At 48.0% G+C, this 24,706-nt stretch carries 19 protein-coding genes; 8 read left to right on the forward strand and 11 right to left on the reverse strand.

The window, feature by feature from the left end; all coding sequences use genetic code 11:
* The first annotated feature begins 363 nt into the window (after window positions 1–363).
* Both MKX74_RS19360 and bluB read left to right on the forward strand, forming a co-directional pair.
* The gene (locus MKX74_RS19360) at window positions 364–543 is read left to right on the forward strand and encodes a hypothetical protein (protein ID WP_018884896.1); all 180 of its coding nucleotides are present in this window, start codon (window positions 364–366) and stop codon (window positions 541–543) included.
* 151 nt (window positions 544–694) lie between these two features.
* Window positions 695–1,354: a 5,6-dimethylbenzimidazole synthase gene (bluB, locus tag MKX74_RS19365; RefSeq protein WP_341179498.1), complete on the forward strand. Its 660-nt coding sequence runs from the start codon at window positions 695–697 to the stop codon at window positions 1,352–1,354.
* Between the two features lie 301 nt (window positions 1,355–1,655).
* On the opposite strand, the gene MKX74_RS19370 is transcribed toward bluB, so the two are convergent.
* The 5 genes from MKX74_RS19370 to MKX74_RS19390 all read right to left on the reverse strand — a co-directional run bounded on the left by MKX74_RS19370 (window position 1,656) and on the right by MKX74_RS19390 (window position 7,825).
* Complete coding sequence (locus MKX74_RS19370) at window positions 1,656–2,483, reverse strand: carbohydrate ABC transporter permease (protein ID WP_018884898.1); 828 nt, start codon at window positions 2,481–2,483, stop codon at window positions 1,656–1,658.
* On the reverse strand, window positions 2,480–3,364 hold the full coding sequence (locus tag MKX74_RS19375) for a carbohydrate ABC transporter permease (RefSeq protein ID WP_341179499.1): 885 nt from the start codon (window positions 3,362–3,364) through the stop codon (window positions 2,480–2,482). Before MKX74_RS19375 ends, MKX74_RS19370 begins: the two co-directional genes overlap by 4 nt.
* A gap of 21 nt (window positions 3,365–3,385) precedes the next feature.
* Window positions 3,386–4,678, reverse strand: coding sequence for an ABC transporter substrate-binding protein (locus MKX74_RS19380; RefSeq protein WP_341179500.1), 1,293 nt, complete (start codon window positions 4,676–4,678; stop codon window positions 3,386–3,388).
* Window positions 4,679–4,822: 144 nt separating this feature from the next.
* The gene (locus MKX74_RS19385) at window positions 4,823–5,908 is read right to left on the reverse strand and encodes a response regulator (protein ID WP_341179501.1); all 1,086 of its coding nucleotides are present in this window, start codon (window positions 5,906–5,908) and stop codon (window positions 4,823–4,825) included.
* A gap of 114 nt (window positions 5,909–6,022) precedes the next feature.
* A complete protein-coding gene (locus MKX74_RS19390) occupies window positions 6,023–7,825 on the reverse strand; it encodes a cache domain-containing sensor histidine kinase (RefSeq protein ID WP_341179502.1) in 1,803 nt (600 codons plus the stop codon).
* A 472-nt stretch (window positions 7,826–8,297) separates the two neighbouring features.
* On the opposite strand from MKX74_RS19390, the gene MKX74_RS19395 reads away from it, so the two are divergent.
* The 3 genes from MKX74_RS19395 to MKX74_RS19405 all read left to right on the forward strand — a co-directional run bounded on the left by MKX74_RS19395 (window position 8,298) and on the right by MKX74_RS19405 (window position 12,077).
* Window positions 8,298–9,275 (forward strand): iron-hydroxamate ABC transporter substrate-binding protein, encoded by a 978-nt coding sequence (locus MKX74_RS19395; protein ID WP_028590146.1) that lies wholly within the window; start codon window positions 8,298–8,300, stop codon window positions 9,273–9,275.
* A gap of 743 nt (window positions 9,276–10,018) precedes the next feature.
* Window positions 10,019–10,699, forward strand: coding sequence for an HAD family hydrolase (locus MKX74_RS19400; RefSeq protein WP_341179503.1), 681 nt, complete (start codon window positions 10,019–10,021; stop codon window positions 10,697–10,699).
* 151 nt (window positions 10,700–10,850) lie between these two features.
* Window positions 10,851–12,077 (forward strand): mannitol-1-phosphate 5-dehydrogenase, encoded by a 1,227-nt coding sequence (locus MKX74_RS19405; protein WP_341179504.1) that lies wholly within the window; start codon window positions 10,851–10,853, stop codon window positions 12,075–12,077.
* Window positions 12,078–12,357: 280 nt separating this feature from the next.
* On the opposite strand, the gene MKX74_RS19410 is transcribed toward MKX74_RS19405, so the two are convergent.
* The 3 genes from MKX74_RS19410 to MKX74_RS19420 all read right to left on the reverse strand — a co-directional run bounded on the left by MKX74_RS19410 (window position 12,358) and on the right by MKX74_RS19420 (window position 17,447).
* Window positions 12,358–14,178 (reverse strand): ABC transporter substrate-binding protein, encoded by a 1,821-nt coding sequence (locus MKX74_RS19410; RefSeq protein ID WP_341179505.1) that lies wholly within the window; start codon window positions 14,176–14,178, stop codon window positions 12,358–12,360.
* A gap of 288 nt (window positions 14,179–14,466) precedes the next feature.
* Window positions 14,467–15,978: an ABC transporter permease gene (locus tag MKX74_RS19415; protein WP_341180614.1), complete on the reverse strand. Its 1,512-nt coding sequence runs from the start codon at window positions 15,976–15,978 to the stop codon at window positions 14,467–14,469.
* 26 nt (window positions 15,979–16,004) lie between these two features.
* A complete protein-coding gene (locus tag MKX74_RS19420) occupies window positions 16,005–17,447 on the reverse strand; it encodes an ABC transporter permease (RefSeq protein WP_341179506.1) in 1,443 nt (480 codons plus the stop codon).
* Between the two features lie 165 nt (window positions 17,448–17,612).
* Between MKX74_RS19420 and MKX74_RS19425 the strand changes: the two genes are divergently transcribed.
* From MKX74_RS19425 to MKX74_RS19435, 3 genes are all read left to right on the forward strand, one after another.
* A complete protein-coding gene (locus MKX74_RS19425; protein WP_341179507.1) occupies window positions 17,613–19,343 on the forward strand; it encodes an ABC transporter ATP-binding protein in 1,731 nt (576 codons plus the stop codon).
* A 341-nt stretch (window positions 19,344–19,684) separates the two neighbouring features.
* Complete coding sequence (locus MKX74_RS19430; protein WP_018884910.1) at window positions 19,685–20,008, forward strand: DUF3817 domain-containing protein; 324 nt, start codon at window positions 19,685–19,687, stop codon at window positions 20,006–20,008.
* Between the two features lie 300 nt (window positions 20,009–20,308).
* Window positions 20,309–20,758, forward strand: a complete 450-nt coding sequence (locus tag MKX74_RS19435) for an AraC family transcriptional regulator (RefSeq protein ID WP_341179508.1) — start codon at window positions 20,309–20,311, stop codon at window positions 20,756–20,758.
* A gap of 253 nt (window positions 20,759–21,011) precedes the next feature.
* Here the strand turns inward: MKX74_RS19435 and MKX74_RS19440 are convergent, their stop codons facing one another.
* The 3 genes from MKX74_RS19440 to thrC form a co-directional block, all read right to left on the reverse strand.
* Window positions 21,012–21,431 carry a hypothetical protein gene (locus MKX74_RS19440; protein WP_018884912.1) on the reverse strand — a complete coding sequence of 140 codons (420 nt, stop codon included), beginning with the start codon at window positions 21,429–21,431 and terminating at the stop codon, window positions 21,012–21,014.
* Window positions 21,432–21,694: 263 nt separating this feature from the next.
* Complete coding sequence (locus MKX74_RS19445; RefSeq protein ID WP_341179509.1) at window positions 21,695–22,996, reverse strand: helix-turn-helix domain-containing protein; 1,302 nt, start codon at window positions 22,994–22,996, stop codon at window positions 21,695–21,697.
* Window positions 22,997–23,240: 244 nt separating this feature from the next.
* Window positions 23,241–24,641 carry a threonine synthase gene (gene thrC / locus MKX74_RS19450; protein WP_341179510.1) on the reverse strand — a complete coding sequence of 467 codons (1,401 nt, stop codon included), beginning with the start codon at window positions 24,639–24,641 and terminating at the stop codon, window positions 23,241–23,243.
* Window positions 24,642–24,706: the final 65 nt, after the last annotated feature.

The following is a 24,706-nucleotide window of genomic DNA, read 5'->3' on the forward strand; positions in this document are numbered from 1 at the left end:
ATCTGATGTGTATATTCTAGCAGGGATGAGGTCCGCGTGTGTCCTCATTCTTGCTCTTATGGTCTAGACACCTCATGCTCACGATGGCTGCCATCCATCTTCCTAGCTCTTCCATGATTAACTTGATAAAGGAACGTGTGTTCTATATAATATACTAAAAAACTACATCCGATTCCAGAATAGAGATCGGTAAGCGTTGCAGAGGCTATCGCGTTCTGTTACCAAGAGATATGCGGAGCATGTATTGTTATTGAGTTGTAAGTCGAATTGAAGTCGGATAGCAATTTTATGTCTGATTGAGTCCTCACGCTGACATGCACGCCGATATTCTTTATCCGATAATCATATGGAGATGATGATGAGATGGATGACCAATTTATTAGACAGCTGCGTAATACCGGAAGGCAGGACAAGGAGCGATCCGAGTTGCTGATTACAGGTCTGAAGGAGGAGCTACGGCAGCGCAAGCAGGAGAATCCACTTCAGCGCTGGCTGCGCAGCCGTAAGCGGCGGAAGAATACAGAGCACACCTTCAAGCAATGACCCGTACAGCGCAGCCTTTTCTATCTTAAATAAGAGCATAATTAAATAGTGCCATGTCCATGATCAGGCTTCCCATAAAGGGCGGATTGGATTAGTATAATCAGGTTCATGGACGATTTCCAATCACTTTTGCCACAGGAGCTGATTCAGTATGTTCAGTGAACAAGAAAAGGAAGCATTATACAAGGTCATCTATACCCGAAGAGATATACGAACATTCGTGGATAAGCCTATCCCCCCAGAGGCAATTAGCCGCATATTAAATGCTGCTCATCACGGCCCATCGGTTGGATTTATGCAGCCCTGGAATTTTATAGTCATCACTAACGAAGCTGTCAAAGCTCGTCTCGCCTGGGCAGCGGACAAGGAACGCAGAGCATTGGCCATTCATTATGAAGAGGATCGGAAGGAAGAATTTCTGAATCTGAAAGTGGAAGGTCTTATGCAGGCACCACTGACCATCTGCGTGACCTCCGATCCTACACGAGGCGGGTCTCATGTGCTGGGCCGGAATTCCATACCCGAGACGGATCTGCTGTCCACCGCTTGCGCGATCCAGAACATGTGGCTGGCAGCCTGTGTGGAAGGCTTGGCTCTTGGCTGGGTAAGCTTCTACAAGAAGAACGACGTTAGAGACATCCTGAGCATTCCACCCCACATTGAGCCTGTTGCCCTCTTGTCTATCGGATATACAGACCACTATCCCTCCAAGCCGATTCTAGAGTTGTCCAACTGGGCGAGTAGAAGGGATCTGCAAGGACTGATTTTCCATGACACATGGGGTCAAGGTCAAGCAGAAGACCTGATATAATCAGCATCCTGCTCAACCCGCTAGTACGCTAAGTCGCTGAGCGCTTCAGGATATTGGATATATGGAAGCTAGACACTTCTACGTTTACAGTGAGCACAGAAATTTAAATGTACATAATTACAACAAGACCAGTCACGGAAGTCCATGACTGGTCTTTGTTGTGTGGCCAAACCTTTTGCGTAAATTCCACTCCATAGCTGATCACAGTTGACGAGACTAGGTCCAGAGATTGGAGATTGGAGATTGAGCTTAACCTTGGAGCCTGTACTTAAAGCTTATACCTTAAAGCTTGAAGCTTGAATTAACCCTTTATCGCTCCCTCAGCAATGCCATGCATAATGAATTTCTGGAAGAAGGAATAGATGACAATTACGGGAATCGCCGTCAAGACAAGCGCCGCCAGAATAAGCGACCATTCCTTAGTGTACTCTCCAAATAACGCATTAGTAGATAGGATCAAGGTGTAGTCATTGGAATCAGTCAACATGAGCAAAGGTAGCAGAAAGTCATTCCATATCCACAGAAAGTCCAGTATGGCGATCGTGACCGAGATAGGCAGCAGCAGCGGGAAAATGACGCGGAAGAAGGTCTGCAGCTGATTACAGCCATCAATCACAGCCGCCTCTTCCAGTTCACGAGGAATCGACTTGACGAAGCCATGATACAGGAAGATCGCCATATTCACGCCCAGTCCGATATAGATCAGTGCCAGTCCGTAGGTGCTACCGCTAACATTCAACGTCTTGGCCATACGAGTCAACGGGATCATCATGGAGTGAAACGGTACGAGCATGGATGCGACGAACAGCGAGAAGATAAAAGCGCTTAATTTTCCCGGTGTTCGTGACAGCTTATAGCCCGCCAAGGAGGAGCACAGGATAATTCCCCCAATGCCTAGTACCGATACCACCGTCGAATTGATTGTGCTCTGCACCAGTTGAATTCGTTCGAAGGCTTGAATGTAATTATCAAAATTCAATGTTGTAGGTAGAGAAGTAAAGGAGGCGAACATCTCTCCCTGAGTCTTAAACGAGTTAATAATCGCCATATAGACCGGGAAGAAAGAGACCACAGCCCCCACACTCAGGAATACGCTGATCAGTATGGAAGACAGTCTGCGAGCCTTCATGCCTCCACCTCCCGCTTCTTCATAGCACCAATCTGGATGAAGGTAATAATTAATACTATTACGAACAAGATGACAGACTTGGCACTTGCATAACCATATCTGAAGTTGTTGGAGAAGGCCTCCTCATAAATGTTCATCGTAATGACCTGCGTGCTGCGTCCTGGTCCACCGCCTGTCAACCCATACACGACCTCGAATACCTTAAAGGCACCATTGAGCGTCAGGAAGAAGCAGATCGTAACAGCATGAGAGATCAGCGGCATCGTAACATGACGGAAGCTCTGCAGCGGTGTCGCACCGTCAATCAGCGCTGCTTCCTTGATACTTTGCGGTACACCCTGCAATGCCGCCAGATAGATAATCATCATATAGCCTACACCATTCCAGAGCGAGACAATGAGGATCGAGTAGAAGGATACACCCGGGTCACCGATCCATAGCTGATCAAGCAGTGCCAGTCCTGTCTTCTCCGCCAGCTGTGGCAGCACTTGCGAGAAGATAAAGGTCCACATGAAGGCACTGATAATAACACTGATCATATTCGGCATGAAGAAGATGGTGCGAAAAAATCCTTTCGAGCGAGTTCTCGTCTCGATCAATGTCGCCAGCAGCAGTGCAAAAGCATTCTGAAGCACGACCATGAACAGTACATATTTCAGAGTGAACCATAGTGAATTGACGAAATCGGGGTCCTCGCGCAGTGCCTCCGTGAAGTTCTCCAGGCCAATAAATGAATAATTCTGATTCAGTCCGTTCCAATCCGTAAAGCTGTAGTACATGCCTCCCAGCGTAGGAATGAGCAGGAATAAGGCATAGATTACAAATGCAGGCGCCACGAAAGCGAGCAAGGAGAGTAAACGGCGATAGCTACCTCCAGTCACACAAATCCCTCCTTCTCACGATTAACGGTTCACCTTGTTAAAGGATTTCCAAGCTTTGTCCAATGCGCTAATTACATCGTCCTGATTAATCTGTCCAGCATAGTAGGACTGGAGTGCTTTTCCGGCTTCATCCTTCACGGCTTGCGGAATCGTAGGGTCCTGCACAGATTTGCCTTCCTTCACATAAGCTGTTGCTTCGTCCACCCAAGGGAAGTTCTTATAGGTGTGAATCGTAGCAACTGGATTGAACTTCACGGATTCGAAGAAGGAATTAGACTCCTTGTCATCTAGCATAAAATTCAGGAATTCCTTGGCCAGCTCTTTATTCTTGCTCGCAGAGGAGACAGCCAGCGATGTCGATGCACTCAGGTTAATCAGCGTTGCGTCCGGATTATCGTTCAGTGGCAGTGGGGCTACGCCAATCTGAAGATTGGGATTGGATTTGAGAATCGTCTCGGCGTACCATGGACCTTGCAGCCACATTGCCGTTTTGCCTGCGGCGAAGGAGGCGGCACCGTCATCGGCGCTAGCTTCAGTAGCCTTCGCTGTTCCATTTGCATTAATCAGATCGAACACATCGAAGATTGCGGTCTTCATTTCGGCAAATGAGCCCTCATCCTTGCCCATCCGATCTACAAAATCAGGATTCTCTGTCTTCACCATCCCACCTACAGCCAACGGCAGTATGAGCTGAGGAACCCAAGCCTCCTTGTACGACAGCTCAAATGGAGTGATGTTGCTAGCCTTCAGCTTCGCAATCACCTCTTTCATTTCGGAGAGGGTCTGCGGTGGGGTTAAGCCTTGTTCCTCGAAAATTTTCTTATTATAGAGGTATCCCCATGACAGCGTTTCCAAAGGAAGGGCAATGATCTTCCCATCTACACTGGTTACTGACGGCTTGACATTGTCAAGTAGCTTGGAGGCGAATGGCTGATCTGACAGATCCTCCAGATAGCCTGCTTTATAGAAGGAAGGAGACTCATTCACGGCATGCAGTGCGAAAATATCAGGCCCATCATTAGAAGCCAGTCGAGTCTTCAGGATCTGTGCCGCATTATCGGCTGTAGGCATCTCCAACTGAACATCTACATTTACATTGTTTTCAGCCTTCTGCTTGGCGACGAATTTGGCAATATAGCTATCGTACTGCTCCTTGAAACGTGGCTGGGCAACGAACATTTTGAGAGTTACGTTCTTCACACCATCCCCGCCCTGGCTGGATGTATCCGTACTGTCCGTTCCCGTCGAGCCGCACCCTGCGAGTAAGCCTGCTGTCAGAATCGTACACAGCATTCCGGTCCAAAGTTTTCTCATCTTGATGACCTCCCTAAGCTTTTCATTGTGATGTCTTTTGCGTTTTGGTTACGCTTTCATTATAGCCGCTAGGGGATTCCTTGAAATTGGACAGTATTGTTCTCTTGGATTGGATATTATTAATTAGGCTTTATTAATCAGGCTTTATCCATTACGCCTCATCTCACCAGGAGCAATACCGAAATGCTTCTTGAAGACACGATAAAAGTAAGTCACATCCTCATAACCCACCATTTCTGCTACGGCCTTGATCGGCATATCCTCATCAGCCAACCATTTGCGAGCCTTATTCATGCGCTGCCGAATAATATAGTCATTCACTGTGCAATCGAATCTCTGCTTGAACATTTTACTCAGGTACTCCTTGCTAACATGGAAAGCTTGTGCAATTCCTTCCAGCGAAATAGTCTTGGCAAAATGCTCATCAATATAGCCCTGCACCTCATCCAGATTCAGTCTGAATCTCATCCGTCGCTGCTCCTGCAACAGACGTAACGCCTTCAGATAAGCCTTGCACAGTTGCCTGTGCACAGCATCCAGCAAAGCTGCTGCCTCCAGCTCGCCCTGAACTTGAAGCTCCGCACCCTCACGTAGCTCGCGGATCTCCGCCTCACATTCCACCTCGTTAGCTTGGCATAGCTCCTCCAGCTCCAGCCTTAGCTCGTAGATGACCTGCTTCAGGGAGTCGGGCGTGAGTGCAGTGCTGGCTGCTAATTCATCGTGAAGCTGGCGGAATACAGCTAGCAGCCCCTCCTCGTCCCAGTGCTTGAAGCCCGTGTGGAACAATCGCTTATAAGGAAGCAGCAGTGCCGTGACTCTGGAGTCATAGTTCAGTCCCACCGTTCGGACTAGGGTCTGCCGAATGTCCTCTCTACATTTGTTCAATACATGATTCAACTCCTGCGGGTCGATCGGCTTCAGCAAATAATCCACAGCACGATGCTTGATCGCTTGTCGTGCATATTCAAAATCATCATAACCACTAACGACGATCACTTTAGTGTCAGCATACCGTTCCCGGATAAGGCCCATGAGCTGAACGCCATCCATGGCTGGCATTCTCATATCTGTAATGACGATATGCGGCCGCATAGCCTCAATTTGTCTCAGCGCCTCCTCTCCATCAGCGGCTTCTCCGACCACCTCCATCTCAAGAGCTTCCCATTGTCCCAGGCTGCGGAACAGCTCACGGTTCCAACTCTCATCATCGACGATTAATACCTTGATCATCCAGCCACCTCCACAACAAAATGTACAAGCTTGTCACATACCGAACACGCAGCTCTGTTGAACCAAATGAATCTGTTCCATACAGATCACACAGAGAACGTAGGTAGATTGTGATTATCCATATGAAGTTCCCTTTCTGGTAGACCAAGAGTCCAAATGCTGATGGGCAGGAATATGAAGGTATACTGTCGTGCCCTGACCAGCGCTACTCTCCATGGAGATTCCATACTCCTCACCAAAATGCAGCCGAATGCGTGCAGCCACATTATGCAGCCCTATTCGGCTGCCCTGACGCCACAATTGTCCATCCTGCTGCTCAAGGCGCATACGCACCTCATTCAGTCTGTCTGCGCTCATACCAACACCATTATCGCGGATTGCTATCGTAAGCTTGCTTTCCTCTTTGTACGCCTTAATCTCCAGCTCCCAGGTACCTTGCCTAGGCTCTAAGCCATGAAAGAAAGCATTCTCAACCATTGGCTGCAGGCTAAGCTTGGGAATAGCGGCCTTGAGCTCTTCCTCGTCTATGCTCACCGTATAATGCAGCTGATGAGCGAAGCGCTGCTGCTGAATCTTCATATAATTGCCCAAATGCTTGAGTTCTGCACCGAGATTTGTCAGATCCTCCGGCTCGCGAATCACATATCGGAACATATCACTAAGTGATCTGACAATCTCATAGCTCTCCTGCGGCTGCTTGGCAAACAGCATGCTTCCGATCAGTTGTAGCGTATTCTGCAGAAAATGGGGATTAATCTGGGACTGCAGCGCTTTTAGCTCAGCTGTATTTTTCTCAAGACGCATAACGTATTCCTTGCGGACCTGCTCTTTGATTCGACGGGACATCTGATATAGTCTCCGCTCCAGCATACCGATCTCATCCGTGCGTGTACTACCTGGTCCTGTATTGCCATGAATGGGGTCCAAATCTCGCAAGGAACGTGCCAATGTGACAATGGGAGTTGCCGTTCGCCAAGCCAGAAATGCCGCTACCACTACCGCAAGCGTCGCTGCGAGAGTGCCTACCAGCAGTCCTGATCGCATGGTTGTCCAGGCGCTCTGGTTAATTACGCTGCCAGGAATCAGAGATACAATTCTAAGCCCAGTCGATTCTATTGCGCTGTAGAATACGTAATTCTCCCCCTCCTTCCTATATCCATCTTCAGGCTCAGTAATAAGACTGCTTGCTAGCCCTTGAGGTATCGAGGCCTCGCCGCGTGAGCGATATAATATGTGTCCATCGGCGTCGGTAATGAGTACGGTCATTTCATTTTGACGCCCCAGCAGCTCCAGTGTCTTGTCCACAGCATCCCAGCGAATATCCAGTGAGATTGCCCCCAGCTTCTCCTTGTTCTCGAATCGATTAATGCTGCGAATGAGCTGAAAGCGCCCAGCGTCCTGCGGGTCGGTACGAATAAGAACATCCTTGTGCTGCTCTAGCAAAATGCTGTATATATCCGGAAGCACGGCTGGAGTTCGCATCGAGCTGGTGGAGGCATTCACTACGAACAGATGGCGAGTGTCTTTGGCATAGAGCCTAACACCAAGCACCTGATTTCCGGCGGAGTAGTACATATTCGTGAGAGAATCGGTAATATCTCGTTGAGCCGCGAATTTTCTGGATAAGTCTGCTTCCTCGGAGGCTCTCAGGTAGCCATCTAGATATGGATTGATTAGCATGGAATAGATGAGCTGATTCCAATCTGCGAATTGCTCATCCAGGTAGGAGGCGGTCCATTTCATATTGGACAGGTTCGTTCCGATAATCTCCATTTCCATTGATCTGCGATTGTTCTCAGTAGCTACAATGGTCAGGATTGCAATGGGAATAACCGCTACCAGAATCATGGACATCAGAAGTCGACTTCGTATACTGTGCCGAAAGGGAATGCCCAGCTTGCCGCGCCATAACCTCATCACCTCTCACTCCCATCTCATCTTGATTGCACTGCGAATGACTTAATGGATACCTAGTTAATATTTTAGTTAAAAAGCTATTATTTTTATGTGTACGCTTACATTATAACTGTCACTTCTCTTTTTGGCGTTGGAAAATTGAGTGGCCTGCTATTGGACAATATTAATCTATATGGACCGATGCGAGAGGATGATAGAATCTCATGAAATGGCGCCGCTATTGCACTAAATGATTGACAGAGATAGAGGGCTTTGATACATTTTATTATTGATAATGATTCGCAATATCATTTACCCCATTTGAGGCATCGTACTCTGCATAGGTACATTCTGTGTAGGAATGCTAGTAATTTGACCAGATCAACTGTGAGGAGATAGTCGCTTCAAGTAGGGAGACCTGTCGACCGCTGTTAAGCTGGTTGTTCTGTGAAAAGGTACTAACTTATCGGTATTCTTATTTTAGGAGGCTTATATGAATCACAATCGCTATCTGTTACCGCTATTCATGTTGATTTTTGTCTGTACGATCATGCTGTCCGCTTGCAGCGGTGGTGGTGCGAGCACCACACCTACTGCGGCTACACCTGAAGCTTCACCCACGACAGCATCCACTACTGAAGGAGCCACGCGTACCTTCGATACGGACAAAGGACCTGTCGAGATTCCACAGCACCCGCAGCGTATTGTCACAGACTACTATGCAGGCGAGCTGCTGTCCGTTGGAGGTAACGTCATTGGCGCAGAGCCACTCGCCTTCGACAGTCCTTTTATAAAAGACAAGCTCTCAGCGGCTCAGGATGTCGGTGCGCCTATTAACGTGGAAAAGGTACTTGAGCTCCAGCCAGACCTGATCGTCGTAATGTACGATGAGAGCTATGAAGCTTTGTCGAAAATTGCACCAACGGTACATATTCCATACGGAACTACGAAGAATATTCAGGAAACCGTTGCGCTCTTCGGTGATCTCATGGGACAGCCTGACAAAGCTAAGGAATTCCTAGCCGAATTTGATAAGAAGGCTGCTGAGGGGCGCGAGCGGATCAAAGGAATCGTGGATGAAAATACAACGGTTGGACTCTATGAACTGACTGACAAGGGAGATCTGTGGATATTCAACGATAATGCAGGTCGAGGCGGGCAGACTGTCTACAATGCGCTTGGACTCAAAATGCCAGATAAGATGGCCGGACAGGATCAGACTGTACAGCTCTCCATGGAGATGCTGCCTGATTATGCTGCAGACTATATGTTCTTGACGTTCTATAATCCTGAGAATAACAGTGACGCGTTGGATAAGTTGAAAGATTCTCCTGTATGGAAAAACCTTGATGCGGCGAAGAATAATCGTCTATTCATCAATGATTTTGACACCTTTTATCGCTATGACCCGATTGCCGTCATGGCACAGATCGACTTGTTCGTGGACATGCTGATTGAAGGCAGCAAGTAAGGCAGCTCCAAATAATCTGGTAATTTAACCGTATCAAATGCAAGTATAGAGCCACTTCAACGTGGGACTGTCAACGCCATTAAGCTTGTTGTTCTTTGACCTGTCATGCACAGTAGAAGAGCAGCAAGCTTTACGGCTATACTCTGGTTTAATATTCTGGTACATATATTCTGGTACTTTGGTACTTCCTTTAACTCTCTATAGCTTCTCCTTTTCGCTTGCTACAGACCACCCCAGTATCACTCCCCATTCCCTCCGATTCACATCTTACTTGCAGCTGGAAAAAACTAATTCGTATTGAGCGAAAATCATCTATTTCTGAGATTAATCGCCCTGTCAGAGCAATTATAATTTCAAAAAAAATATTTTTTTAAAATGAGGCAACAACCCCCTGACCAAATTAAGCTCTTGCCATCTTGTCCCATTACACCACTAAAACTCACAAACCCTTGAACAGCTTACAATGTAGCGTTTTCCTAAAATATCGCATTGAGTCTTAAATGATAGCTTTAGCAGCCACAAAAACAACTTGAAAAATGTAAAAAACAACCTCTTGTAAGCGCTTAATATATACGTTATATTCCCTGACAAACTTGAACCATTTGGAAGGCTATGTTACGGTTTTTATAGCAAACAGCGATGATTTCACCCCATTCACTTCCAGAAAAGCTCGACTTGGAGCTTATGAGAGGTGAAACGTGTGAGATTTGCTAACTAACTGCTTGAAGAGGAGATGGTTGAACTTGATCAGAGGAATGATTTTTGATTTTGACGGAACGATTATCGATACGGAGACAGCTTGGTACACCGCTTTTCGTGAGGCTTACCAGGAGCATGGAGTTGTTCTTACCCTGGAGCAGTACTCTACCTGCATCGGCACAAGCCTGAACAGCTTCAATCCTTACGAGTATCTGATGACTGACCTGAATTTGCCCATTGATAAGGACGAATTCCGCACACTCGTACAGGCAAGACACGCTGAGCTGATGGAGCTGGAGCAGATCAGACCTGGCATCCAGCATTATCTGGATTCTGCGAAGGAAGCTGGATTGCGTCTTGGATTGGCAACGAGCTCATCTACAGCATGGGTCGAGAAGCATTTGGACCATCTTGGTATTAAGCACTATTTCGAATGCATACGTACCGCCGATCATGTCGCGAATGTGAAGCCTGACCCTGAGCTGTACGAACAGGCCCTTGCTTGCCTTGAGCTGACACCTAGCGAGACCGTAGCAATCGAGGATTCGCCGAATGGATCGCGAGCCGCGGCTGCAGCTGGTATGCATTGTGTAGTCATCCCTAACGAAATTACAAACTTCCTTGTATTCGACGCTCCGCATTACAAGACAGACAGCTTAAGCTCCCTCGATTTCGAGCATGTCATTTCCCGTGTATTTGCGAATAGCTCCAACATACTCGCCTAATAAGCTTCACGCGACTTTCGCGCGACAGACACTATTTCCATACAGCCTGCGGTGGAGCAGGACTCGGAAACAGTGGAGACGCTATTCGAGCATATCCTGTCCCTCTCCCCTGTCAGGCTAGCATTAGCAAGCTGAAGGAGGAACCCTATCTATGAAAGCAGTTCACTTTGGAGCGGGAAATATCGGCAGGGGACTCGTAGCTCCTATGCTGACCCAATCCGGATATGATGTTTGTTTTGTGGCACGCAATCAGAAGCAGGTCTCTCAGCTGCAGCAGCGTGGCAAGTACCGGGTCACGCTCGCGAATGACGACCGTGATAGCTTCATGGTTCATAATGTGACGGCTATCAGCATTAGCCATACGCAAGAGGTGGCACGGGCCATAGCCGAGGCCGATATCATCACGACCGCAGTTGGTATGTCTGCCCTCAAAGATATTGCAGAGTCGATAGCCAAAGGGCTGGAGTTCAGATTGAAGCATCGCCGTGACGCCGTACCTGTACAGATTATTGCCTGCGAGAATGGTCTCAAGGCAAGCGATCAGTTGAAGCAATATATTCTTCGTCATCTAAGACCAGCTTCAGCTGAGCAGCTGAAGTCCCTCATGGCGTACCCAAATACGTTAATTGACCGAATCGTTCCTGTTCAGAAGCATGCAGATCCGCTACAAATTATGGTAGAGCCCTTCAGTGAATGGGTCATTCATGATATTGATGCCATTCAAGGCTTACCGCGAATTGAAGGCGTACGATATGTGAAGACACTCGACCCCTACCTGGAACGGAAGCTCTTCACCGTCAATACAGGCCATTGCTGTGCAGCTTACTTCGCTTATCTGGAAGGCTGTACTACCATTCAGGAAGCGATGGGCAATCCATCCATCCGTGAGCGGGTACGTGCTGTACTTCAGGAGACTGGAGCACTGCTGGTGAGCAAGCATCATTTTGATCCGGAGATTCACGAGCGTTACATCCTTAAAATTCTACGTCGCTTCTCTAACGCCAACTTCACGGATAAAATCGAGCGAATTGGTAGATCACCACTGCGGAAGCTCTCTCCCCATGAGCGCCTGCTCAGGCCCGCACTCGATGCCCATGCCTTGGGACTTCCTACCGGCGCGATCGTCTCTGCTATAGCCTCAGCCCTCATGTTCGACACTGCGGAGGACCCAGAGGCTGTACGAATCCAGGAGCATATCCGTGCACAAGGCATCAAGTCCACAGTAACTGAGCTGCTAGGTCTTTCCAGTTGCCATCCGCTGCATCCAGATATCTGCAAGGAGTACCAGCGGCTATGCATGAAATATCCACATATGGCTCGTACCGGCTTTGAAGCAATGATCAGTGCATGGCTTCCCCCTGCCGTATCGGGCAAGTAACCTGGCCGTATACCACGCCTGGTTGCCATGAATGAATCAACGACTAACATCTAAGAGCTTAAGCTGTGCTTGAGACTATATTGAACTGATAAGACAATCAGCCCTTTCGTGTTCCCCGCAAGGAATTCGAAAGGGCTGATATGTTATTTCAATATGAACGAATGAGTTCGTACCGATATCATTTATCGGTCTAGTTATTCAACTTGCAGCTCATCTGGTAGGTATCATCTGCAAATTCGGCGAATGTACCTAACCTTATGTTGTCTTTCAAGTTGTTCGTTTACTTGGAGCTATTGTAGCTTGCCAGCAGCTCCTTGACCTTGGCTGGATCTGCCTTCAGCTCATTGCCTGTCTCTACAAGTGGGCTCAGTGTGGATACAGCCTTCAGCTTGTTGCCTTCGTAGAATTGCTGAATCTCATCCTGATTGATGGAGTACAGCACAGCTTTTCTCAGATCCTCACTGTCCGACACAGCTCTACCTTTCGTATTGAATAACAGATAAGCTACAGCGTTGCTCGGAATGGTGTTCAGCACCAGCTTGCTGTCCCCTTTGACCACATTGTACTTCGTCTCAGGAACATTATAGTAGTAGTAAATTTCACCGCTACGAAGGGCTGACAGAGCACTATCTGCATCGGCAATGAAGCGCAGCGAGATGTCAGAGATTTTAGGCTCATTCTCGGTTCCCTTCATGTAGCCAGGGTTCTTCTGGAATACAGCTTCGTAATCGTTCTTGAAGGTCAGGATGTACGGTCCGCTTGCATACAGTGTGTTGTTGTATTTGTCGCCCTCGGTCACGGTGTTCTGATCTCCATAAGGGATATCCTTATTGACATCGAAGGAAGCCACGTCATATGTGTTGATGCTCTCTACCTGCTTCTTGGATACAATACCAGCTGATTGGTGACCGAGATAGTTCAGCACCTGTGGGAATGGCTCTGTCGTAGTCAGCTTCACGACCTGGTATTTACCCTCAGCATTGTTGGCTTGCTTTTTATCCGCTACGAGCTGCGTAATACGACTATCCAAGCCCTTCTCCAGAGCTTCACGCACGCTGCCGCCATCATTGCTCTTCACAGCATCCAGCGCTGCTACATCGGTTACTACCTCTACATCCTTAATGTGCTCATGCAGTGAGAACGTACGGTGATCCGGTACAGAATCCTTGTTCTTCGCTCTGTTCAGAGAGAATACTACATCATCTGCACCGACACGCTCGCCGGTATCTACGGCTTTCTTATCTGTCACTTTGGCAAAGTTAATATCATCGCGCAAAATGAAGTAATACTCGGAGTTCCCATCAGCAATCGTAAAATTGCGGGACAGCGAACCATCGGAAGTAATCTTGTCGTCATCTGTCAGGTTGATCAGACGAACGTACATGTTCGTATTAATCGTATTGATGGAGCCATCATTCCCTTTGATCGGGTCCAGAGAAGTCAATGTGGACGCGGTCTGGGTAATAACCAGCGGGTCTTTGGCATTCTTACTGCTATCGGCAAAGGTGATATGCTCCCAGGCCAGTGCACGAGATTTGGACAAATGCACCGATTCCGGCTGCAGGATATCCTTGTTGATCGCTTGGCTCTTCAACGAAATGTACAATGGAGCTATGTAAGCCTTGTCGAACACCAGACGCTGCTCAAGCTTCTTATAAGTCTCTGTATATTGCTCTGGTGTCTGCGTGGAAGCTTCATCAACCAATGCATCAACGTCCGAATCTGCCAAAATGCTGTAATCGCCGCCTGTCTTGAACAGGGAACGGACCGCATAATCCGGGTTACCCGTTACCGTCGTCCAGCTGGACAGCGCAATATCATAGTTACCAGCGTCCTTCTGGGCTGTGAAGCCGCCGTAGTCTGGCTGCAGATTCAGCTTCACATTGAAGCCGTTCTTGGTCAACTGATCACGGATAATATTTACATCAGATTCACTGGCCGTCTGTGCCAGCAATTCAATCTCTACACCATTTGTATTAGTAGCAGTCTCTTCCGCCTGGGACTCGGTGTTACCTGCAACCTCTGATTTGGTAGCTACGCTGCAACCACTAAGTACTATAGCGAATACGAGTAGTAGCGATATTACATGTCTCAACTTCATGGTTGAACTCCCCCTATGTGTGTGTTCCTGTTTTTTATATTACCATTATCCCTATCATTTTGCTAGGTATAATTTCATTGACAAGCGGCGGTACTTTATGCAGCCCTCTTGAAGGCCGAATATTGCACGCTACCGCTAACTGAACTCCCTCTTGTACTGCCATTTTCCAAACAGACGTTTACTTCAACATGGCTTGATCCAATCACCTTCACATACGATACCTAAGCGGTCAGAACAACCCACCGATGGCTGTGATGCACGCTTTGCTCGAATTTCACATTGAACTGTCTACGAGGACTGCTCCATACGTGGGTCAAGCGCATCGCGCAGACCATCCCCGAGGAAGTTGAATGATAGTACAAGCGCAATAATCGCCAGCCCCGGATAGATGGCCAGGTAGGAATGACTCTCCAGATACGTACTGCCGAGCTTCAGAATGTTCCCCCATTCGGGAATATGCGGTTCTACGCCAAGACCCAGGTAACTCAGACTGCTCGTGGCAATGACAGCACTACCGATGGTCAGCGTTGATTTGACGATCATCGGAGCCATGGAATTCGGTACGATATGCTTGAAAATAATCTTCAAATGTCCTGAGCCAAAAGCCCGGGCAGCATCGACAAACTCAAATGTAGATACCTGGAGCACATTAGCTCTCATAGTCCGAGCATAGGTGGGGATGGCTCCCACACTCAAGGCTACAATCAGATTCACCGTATTCGCACCGAAGGCTGCAATAATAGCAATCGCCAGCAGAATGCCCGGCACCGCATACAGAATATCCAATGCACGCATGATGATATGGTCTGTGTAGCGTCCGAAATAGCCAGAAACGGCACCAAGTATACCACCGAGCAACAGCGGTATGAGTGTCGAGATCACACCGACGATCAATGAGATGCGCGCACCGAAGATAATACGAGAGAACAGACAGCGCCCGAAATTATCGGTACCTAGTGGATAAGCCAGGGACGGCTGCTGCAGAATCGCACTGTAATTATTTTCGATCGCCATGCCGTAATCAAAGGTGAAGAAGCTGCCTATCGAGATGTTGAACAGAAAAATAACGAAAAATGCACCAAGCATGGAGGTGGTATTTCCCGTTAGATGCTCACTGATCCGCTCCCAGCTCCCTACTGTATGAGTGGCCTGTCTACGAATTCTGGAGATTAACGACAGCCCCAGTACGAGAGCAAAGAGATTGCCTGTTACGGCTGTTGCCATCAAGGGAATTGCCAGCCACATCATCCAGCCCGGGATATGATCCCTCTTCACTGCGAGGGCAATCAGTAGCACGGCTGCGAGATAGAACACCGCCACGATGATCAGAACCAGCATGCCTGTAATAAAGGTATCTGCCACGTATGGCTTGAACACATTCAATCCGGATACGGCAATGACAGCCAGCTGTGTAAGTAGCATGTAGATTCCTATCGTGTACTCCGGCACTCGTTCCTTCTTAATCAATTGACAGGCGGCGAGAAAGATAAAGATATTGCCTGTAAGCAAGCTCAGCAATTGCACGTACCCCAGCAGGCGTAGTCTTGAAGAAATACGTCCCTCACGAAGCAGGCTTCTGCGGAGCAGAAGCGTAAGACCTGCCTGTAGGAGCGTGAACACACCATATACGATGCCAGCAATGAGAACAAAAGGACGCAGCTGTCCATCTGCAAAATCATAACTGCCTAACAACCAGATCACGGTCACGACGAGCGAGCATATCCCAGCTAGACTGGCTTGCTGATACTCTGACGAGGATTGAAGTGCGATGGCTGCTCTGTGCTTGGAAATGTGGAGCATATCAGCCAATGAAGTCACCTGCTTTATCAATATTGTTTCATCCGGGAACGAATTCGCGGATCGAAGAAGGCATAAGAAATGTCAATGATTGCATTAATAATGGAGATCGTAATGGCTATATATACGACACCGCCCATAATACCCGGAATATCGGGTATGAACTGCTTATCCACAATATAGCTGCCCAAGCCGCTAATGTTGAATACCTTCTCCGTCACGGCCGCCCCGCCCATCATGGCTCCGAATTGCAGGCCGATCACCGTGATGATTGGGATAATCGCATTGCGAACTCCATGACGCCAGATGACCTGTCGTTCTGTGAGTCCTTTGGCTTTGGCCGTCAGCATGTAGTCCTCGTGAATGACCTCCAGCGTCGACGATCGGGTCATCCTTGCTACAGCTGCTGTTAGCCCTGTACCCAGCACCGCTACCGGCATAATCATGGATAGCCAGTTCTGTGGATTATAGGTCGGCGGAAGCCACTGGAGCTTAATGGAGAAGTTCAGAATGAAGATCAACCCCTGCCAGAAGTTAGGAATCGACAGGCCAATCAATGCTATCAGCATAAAGGAATAATCCAGCAGCGTATTCGGTCTCGTCGCCGACAAAATCCCGATTGGCAAGGCGATCACGACGGCCAGCACTAACGATAGCACTGATAATACGAGCGTCACCGGGAATTTGCGAGCAATCGCTGAAGCAATCTCTTCATTACCGGCGAAGGATTTACCCAGGTCAAACATGGCAATACCACGCAGATAGTTCCATAGCTGTACCCAATAAGGCTGATCAAGTCCATACACCGCATTAAAATTAGCGATCTGCTCTGGCGTCGCCGTCACACCCAGAATATTCGCCGCCGGGTTGAACGGGGACAGGTACAGGATCGTAAATACGAGCACAGATACACCGAAGATAACGAATAATGTCATGAATAGCCGCTCTAGCATGTATTTCAGATAAGGATTGCTATACATAAAAAGAAGGCCATACATCAGCAGGCCTGGCAGGAAAGACAAAATGCAGAACAATGGGCGTGTCAGCAGCGACTGAAACGTAGCCGCATAAGTCGGCTTCTCCTCGCCCTGCTCCTCCATCCTTCGGGCAGCCTGCTCCCGGACCAATGCCTCGATTCGTTCATCAGCCAGCTGTGCTGCCTCCTTGGCGAGCACTGCCTCATCTGTAGTCCGCTGAAAGAACTGCTCCTTCAATTGCAGCTGTTCCTTGAATTCAGCAAGCAGCCGATCACGGATACCTGCCTCTAGTAGCTCACGCCTCGTCTCCTGCTCAACTGCAAAGAAGGGATGATTCCTTTTACGTCCCAGATGCACTATGCCAGCATAGAGATGAACTGGAGCACCAAGCAGGAATACGGCTCCTTTATACAAGGGGCTATGCAGCATTTTGCCAAAAGCTTCACTTATATTGCGACCTAGTAAACTGTGTTGAACTGCTCCCGATAATTCCATAGAACGACAAATCCTCTCCAAGATTGCTTGAAAGTCCATTCATAGCAGAACTCAAATTGACAATTCCGAGTATATTAGTATACTTAATTATTAGTCCATATTGTGGTGAAGTCAAGCATAAAATTTCCCAAGTTCATATAATTCGACATGGTGCAGGTGAGTGAGATGACCCCGTTATTAGAAGTGAACAATTTAAGTATATCTTTCCAGACAAGAGGCGATGAATTCGAGGCTGTGCGTAACGTCAGCTTCACGTTGAACAAAGGAGAAACGCTCGGCATCGTCGGCGAATCCGGTAGTGGAAAAAGTGTAACTGCACGCTCAATCATGCGTCTGCTTCCTTCACCTCCCTCCTACCTGAAGAACGGAGAAATTCTTTTTAACAGTCAAAATCTGGCGGAGCTGACCCAGCCAGAAATGGAGCGAATCCGTGGCAAGGAGATCGGTATGATCTTCCAGGACCCGATGACCTCGCTGAACCCGACGATGAGAATCGGGCAGCAAATTATGGAGAGCCTTCAGAAGCATCAAAAGCTATCCCATCAGGAGGCACGGGCACAAGCTCTGCAAATGCTGCAATCTGTAGGCATACGCGATAGTGAAGTACGATTCAACCAATATCCACATGAATTCTCCGGCGGGATGCGACAGCGAGTGATGATTGCGATCGCGCTGGCCTGTCGTCCTTCCCTGCTCATTGCTGATGAGCCGACGACCGCACTCGATGTGACAATTCAGGCGCAGATTCTGAATCTGATGAAGCATATGCAGCAGCAGTTTGGTACAGCCATCATTCTGATTACCCATGATCTGGGTGTCGTCGCAGGCGTGTGCGACCGCGTTGCTGTTATGAAACAAGGGGAGATTGTCGAGACAGGCACGACAACTGAGATCTTCGCGAATCCGCGTCACCCTTATACACAGAAGCTGCTGAACGCATTGCCCCGGCTGGACGAGCCCAAGAAGCCCAAGCCTGCATCCACAGTGATTTCCCGGGATGAGCGTCCACTGCTGGAGGTGAAGTCCCTCAAGCAGCATTTCAATCTGGGCAAAGGCAAGGTGCTCCGCGCGGTTGATGACATCAGCTTTCATATTCAGCGCGGTGAGACACTTGGGGTCGTAGGAGAATCCGGAAGTGGCAAGTCTACGACGGGACGTTCAATCCTGCGCCTGCATGAGCCGACAGGCGGAGATATCCTGTACCAGGGGATGGCAATTAATCGCTTCTCACGAAAGGATATGAAGGCGATGCGCCGGCATATGCAGATGATCTTCCAGGACCCCTATGCTTCGCTGAATCCACGATTGAACGTGCTGGATATTATCGGAGAATCAATGGATGTGCAGGGTCTGTCCGACAGCAAGCAGGAACGGCGCAAGCGGGTAGAGGAGCTATTGGATATGGTCGGCCTTGAGCCCCGGCATGCCCTGCGTTATCCACATGAATTCTCGGGCGGTCAACGCCAGCGGATCGGAATTGCAAGGGCGTTGGCAGTAGAGCCGCAGTTCATTGTCTGCGATGAGCCGCTATCCGCACTTGACGTCTCCATACAGTCTCAGATCGTCAAGCTGATGGAGGAGCTGCAGCAGCGCCTCGGTCTGACCTATCTGTTCATTGCTCATGATTTGTCCATGGTCAAGCACATCAGCGATCGGGTCGCTGTCATGTACATGGGCAAAATTGTAGAGCTGGCAGAGAGTGAAGAGCTGTATACCAATCCACAGCATGAGTATACGAAGTCATTACTGGCCGCTGTACCGATTCCTGATCCTGTCAGAGAAGCTGCCAAGAAGCGTCTGGCACCAGAAGAAGCGCGCACGCCTGACAACTACCAACTGGATCGTTCAGAGCTGGTGGAGGTATCCAAGGGCCACTGGGTAGCTATTCCGCAATAAAAGTACAGTTTACTGATGACTTTCAAGAGCGCTATGGGGATAACGAATCACGATAACGAACCCTATGAAAAGGCTGTGAAAAAGTATAGCATGACGGTAATATCTTCAATTCCTTGCAAACAAATTTAATGATATGTATAAATAATTATATGAATTTAAAATATTCAAATTTTCGTAACTTTCCAGTGATCTCAAGGCACTTTCTATAGGATATATTATAAAAAAATAACATTCTCGTCGTATATGATCCCACCATAATCATGTACGGTCATTTTACATATCCTCTCTCAAGTGCATTGCATTTCAGGAAGGGTGTAAGATGCTGAAAGGGGCTGCCTGAATTGACTGGTCGTGCACTACCGATTCTTCGTGTTGTAGGTATTTTTGAAGCTATATCCTATCTGCTGCTTGTATTTATTGCTATGCCGCTCAAATATGGATTGGATCTGCCGCAAATGGTCAGCTGGACGGGGATGATCCACGGTATTCTATTCGTGATGTACCTTGCAGCCATCTTGTTCGCACTGGTCGTACGCAAAATTACACTGTGGCAATCCTTTCTGGGCGTGCTCGCATCCCTGCTGCCCTTTGGTCCATTTGTATACGATCGCAAGCTTCACCGGGATCACAATCAGGCAAGCACCAAGCAAGCTGAAGCACACTAATATTACGCTGAAGCAGTAAGCCCAGAGCAATGAACTTTAGAGCAATAGAAATGAACTTTAGAGCAATGAACTTTAGAGCAATGAACTTTAGAACAATAGCAATAGCGTGATTAAGTAAAAGAGCACCTCGATGGACGAATGAATTCATTCGCGCATTGAGGTGCTCTTTTCATTTAGAGTGTTGAGTACATAAAGGAAATTATAGACTGATTAATTATAGTTAATAATTTCTTTTTAAAACTGGCTTGATAATTATTTTATATCATATTACCTTATCCTGGAAAGGAGGGGGATTATACGATGAAAATTACCATTGAAGAATTAACTGAATCAAGAGTTGCCTATTTCCGAAGCGTTGGAACGTATGGTGGGGAGCAAAACAAAGAATTAATGGAATCTTTCAAGCATTGGGCACAGTTGAATGGTGTATTGAACCAAGCTGCGATTCTAGGCATACCACAGGATAACCCTAAGGTTACTCCTAAAGAGGAATGTCGGTATGATGTTTGTGTGGTTGTAGATAAAGACTTTAATGTGGAACAACCGGCACAGGCTGGTAATCTTCCTGGAGGAAAATACGCTGTGTTCTTGCTTGACCATTCTAAGGAAGCCATCAGTCAATTTTGGGACAGCATTTTTTATGAAATCAAGAAAAATAATCTATCCATCAGAGAACAGCCCATTATTGAAAGATATACTCTACAAAGGATTGATAATCACTTGTGCGAGATTTTAGTTCCTATTCAATAGAACTGACCTGAATATCATCTTTTTTATTGAAGGAAGAATGTACAAGGCCATTGGATTTCTATAAAAAAGGTAGCGCGAACAGGTTAGAGGCCGAGGTTGTTGCTCACCTGTTCGCTATTTTGTACAACGGTATTTATAGTTTTGCTACTCGTTCGAGACTTTGCTTACCAGCCCTATTAACGGGTCCGAATTAAATCGACTACCCATTGTTACATGCATTGAATTCATACTCAAGACCTTGGCTGCAGACCGATTAGCCTGCGATCAGCCCCATATAGAGGAACTCGGAAGGCTTGGCAGGATTGGACGCAAGCCCTACAGTATCGCCTGCCCGAGGAATCTGGAGCTTGGATACCAAGGTCTCCATCGTCTTGTTATAGCAACTGCCACCTGTCTCCGTCACACTGAGCTCCAGAATGACCACCGGATCAAAGTTAATCAGCTTACCGGTATCAGTAACACGTAACACCTTCGCAGTAGCGGCTAGCGGCAGGCCACCGTGAGCAGCAAGCTGAGCATCCTTGGCTGAATTAAGGCCTTGATTGATCGCATCCCGATGCTCCTTCGATACGAAGCCCTTCATCATCAGCCCTGTTAATCCTGTATTCATGACGCGGTCGGCATGCTGCAGAGCATCTTCATTCTTTTTCTTTTTCCCGAACCATCCTAGCATGGCTGCACCTCTTTTCATTAGTTATAGCGTTTAGCTATGTTTCTGGCTTAATTCAAGTATAAACACCCGCGCAGCCTCACCACAATACATCTCGGGACATCCAATAAAACAGCAAAAATCCCTGCTTCACAGGGATCTTCGAGTTCGATATTTGGGAAAATAACGATATAAGCGCAATAAAAGTGTCACTTCCGGGATCTATACACCCCAATTAGGAGTAGAGTTTTGTGACTTCGTACAATTGATTCGTGCGATTGGTAAGTCTAGTCCATGCTTCCAGGCGCGCTGTGTCTTCTAAGCAAATACACCAGCTTGCGATAGTAGGTAGCGGCTTCCTTATATTTTCGCCCCTCCTCAGATATGGCCGCAAGCGCTTCATAGAGTTGCTCCAGTCGAAGCTCCTGCTGCGTCTCTTCATAGTATTCCAGACACGCAAGGGCCTGTTCCATGAACTGTTCATTGGCTCCGTGAGATAGAGCTAATTGACTCTGGTAAAACAGCAGCGTCATGTGCTGATCTCGGCTCAACGGCAGCTGTCCCAGCTCCTCCACCTCGGCTGACAATATAGGCCAATGCTTGCGGGCTAATGCCAGCTCACAACGGTAGATCGTAAGCGTGGGCCTAAGAAGCTGCCTCGTCTCCTCTGGCTCCTTCTCCACCATTGACTGCAGCCGCGCAATATCCTCTAGTGCCTTGTCATATTTTCCTGCCATCGTCTCCATAATAATGCGGTTGTTCATGATCGAGAGCATCACTTCACCAGCATTGGGAGCATAGACCAGATGAGCCTCAGCCATACTCAAGGCAGACAAAGCTTCCTTCAGCCAGCCTACAGCATAGCAATATCCACTATAGGCTACATACAGACCTGACAGTCTGTGGAATAAGCGGTCATCGTATACCCGTCGCAGCGTTTCATCGAACACATGCTTGGCCTGCTCAAATTGCTTGAGGGATACATATGCTTCCATTTTCATATTTTGTGTAGTCAGCCATATCTCTGTCCCTGGCTCCACCTTGCTCAATAGCTTCTCTACATGGTGCAATACATCATGATAGTGACCTTTCGAACGATAATGCTGTATTTTATAGAACAATAATGCTTTCTGGAGCGGTCCTGGCACGCTTACTTCATCCGGGCGGCCATACTTATCCAGGTAAAAGTTCAGATACGAGCTATGTATATATTCATAGGCTGCCAGATCATTTAATTGCTGATAGTAGACAGCCTTCATAAGGGCCGTGGTCAGCTCGATCGTCAGGGCAGGGGCTCGATCCGGCAGCTCGTGCACGTAGCTCTCTGGCACGAAGGAGGCTGTCTGGGATAGCTGTTGGAAGATGTCTTCCGCCTGAACCAGGACGGATTCGTCGGCTCGTGCTGCCTCTGTCAGATGATCCATTGGCACATTCAGCCTTGGAGCCAGCTGCTCCGCCAAATCCTCTGGTAATGGATAGCGGTCTGCCAAAATATTAGCAAAATGCGCCTGTGTAACCAGCCCGTCCACCAGTTCCTTGCGGGTAATCCCTCTTCGTTTGCATAAGTATTCTACTCGTTCCTTCAGCATGTGTGTCTGTCTCCTCCTCCTGACAAGCCTAATCAAGCGCTTCGCTGCTTGGGTGTTCTTGCTTCGCCATTGACATCTCACTGTGGTATTCTCCGCTTTATTATAAATCGCTTGGGCTCACTTTTCATGTCACATCCTAAAAAAAAGCTGCCCCCAGCAGCCAGCATTGGCCGTGAGAACAGCTTCTTCATGAACTCGATGGATAGGTTTCATATCTCCCACCCAACGTGTCGGAGTAACAGCATTAGCCCTTCAGCGTATAGAAGGCTTCTAGCTGATGCACAATCTCAGCCTTGTCATTATCTACTACAACCTGATATTGAGGCATGGAGGACAAGCGAGCAATCGGCTCTGGGAATTGCTGCTCAATTCCCGTTAGTTCGATGGCTTCGTTGAACTTGGCAGGATGAGCCGTAGCAAAGGTGATCGTGACCTCGTCTGGCTCCTGATTCGCCTCATACGCAGCAATACCACAGGCCGTATGTGGGTCCAGCAGGTAGTCATACTCGGATTGGTACGACTTGATGATCTCCAGGCATTGCTCATTGCTGGTACCATAAGCTGCAAAATCAGCCTGAACCTTCGCAAGATCCTCAGGACGGATGACGATAGCCCCCTGCTCCTTCAGTTGTGCCATATAGTGAGATACCTGTGCAGCATCCTCATCCAGCAAATAATACAGATAGCGCTCGAAGTTGCTGGCCACCTGAATATCCATAGAAGGACTATATGTGCTCTTGAAGCCACCCGGACGATATTCGCCAGTCTTCACGAAGCGCTCCAGAATGTTATTCTCATTCGTGGCAATGATCAGCTTGTTCACCGGCAGCCCCATCTTCTTGGCCAGGAAGCCAGAGAAGATATTGCCGAAGTTGCCAGAAGGCACACTGATGTTCACCTTAGAAGACGGACCGCTCTGCTCAATGTGCAGATAAGCGTAGAAATAATACACCGTCTGTGCCAGAATGCGTACAAAATTAATGGAATTAATAGCCCGCAGATGGTACTGACTCTTGAAATCAAGGTCAGCGAACAGCTCCTTGATCACGCCCTGGCAGTCGTCAAAGTTGCCCTTAACCGACAGATTCAATACATTCTCGTCCTGTACTGTCGTCATCTGCAGCTCCTGCACCTTACTTACCTTCTGATGCGGATGCAGGATACAGATCTTGATGCCTTCCTTACCACGTACACCCTGAATGGCGGCGGCACCGGTGTCCCCGGAGGTCGCACCCAGAATGTGAATGATCTGCCCCTGCTTCTTGGATACGTAGGAGTAGAACTCACCCATGAACTGTAGTGCTACATCCTTGAATGCGAAGGTAGGGCCGTGGAACAGCTCCAGAATATACAAAGAGTCGTGCACCTTATGCACCGGAGTCACCTCTGGTGTACGGAAGCTGGAATAGCTGCGACGCACCAGCTCTCTGAGGTCCTCACGCGGAATCTCATCATTGATATACAAAGCGAAAATTTCCAGGAATAGCTCCTCATAGCTCAGCGTCTTCCATTGTTCCAACGTAGCGGCGGTTACCGTCGGAATCTGTGCCGGCAGCATCAGACCCCCGTCATCCGCCAAGCCCATCAGTACGGTCTCGATAAAGCCTTTACCTGTTACCTGTCCTCTTGTACTTATATATTCCATAAACAAAGCATCCCCCATTGCTAATTAAATCTCGCTACTTAAGACCAGTGAAGTCAACGTTACTC

The sequence above is a fragment of the Paenibacillus sp. FSL K6-1230 genome, assembly GCF_038002385.1.
Lineage (GTDB): Bacteria > Bacillota > Bacilli > Paenibacillales > Paenibacillaceae > Paenibacillus > Paenibacillus massiliensis.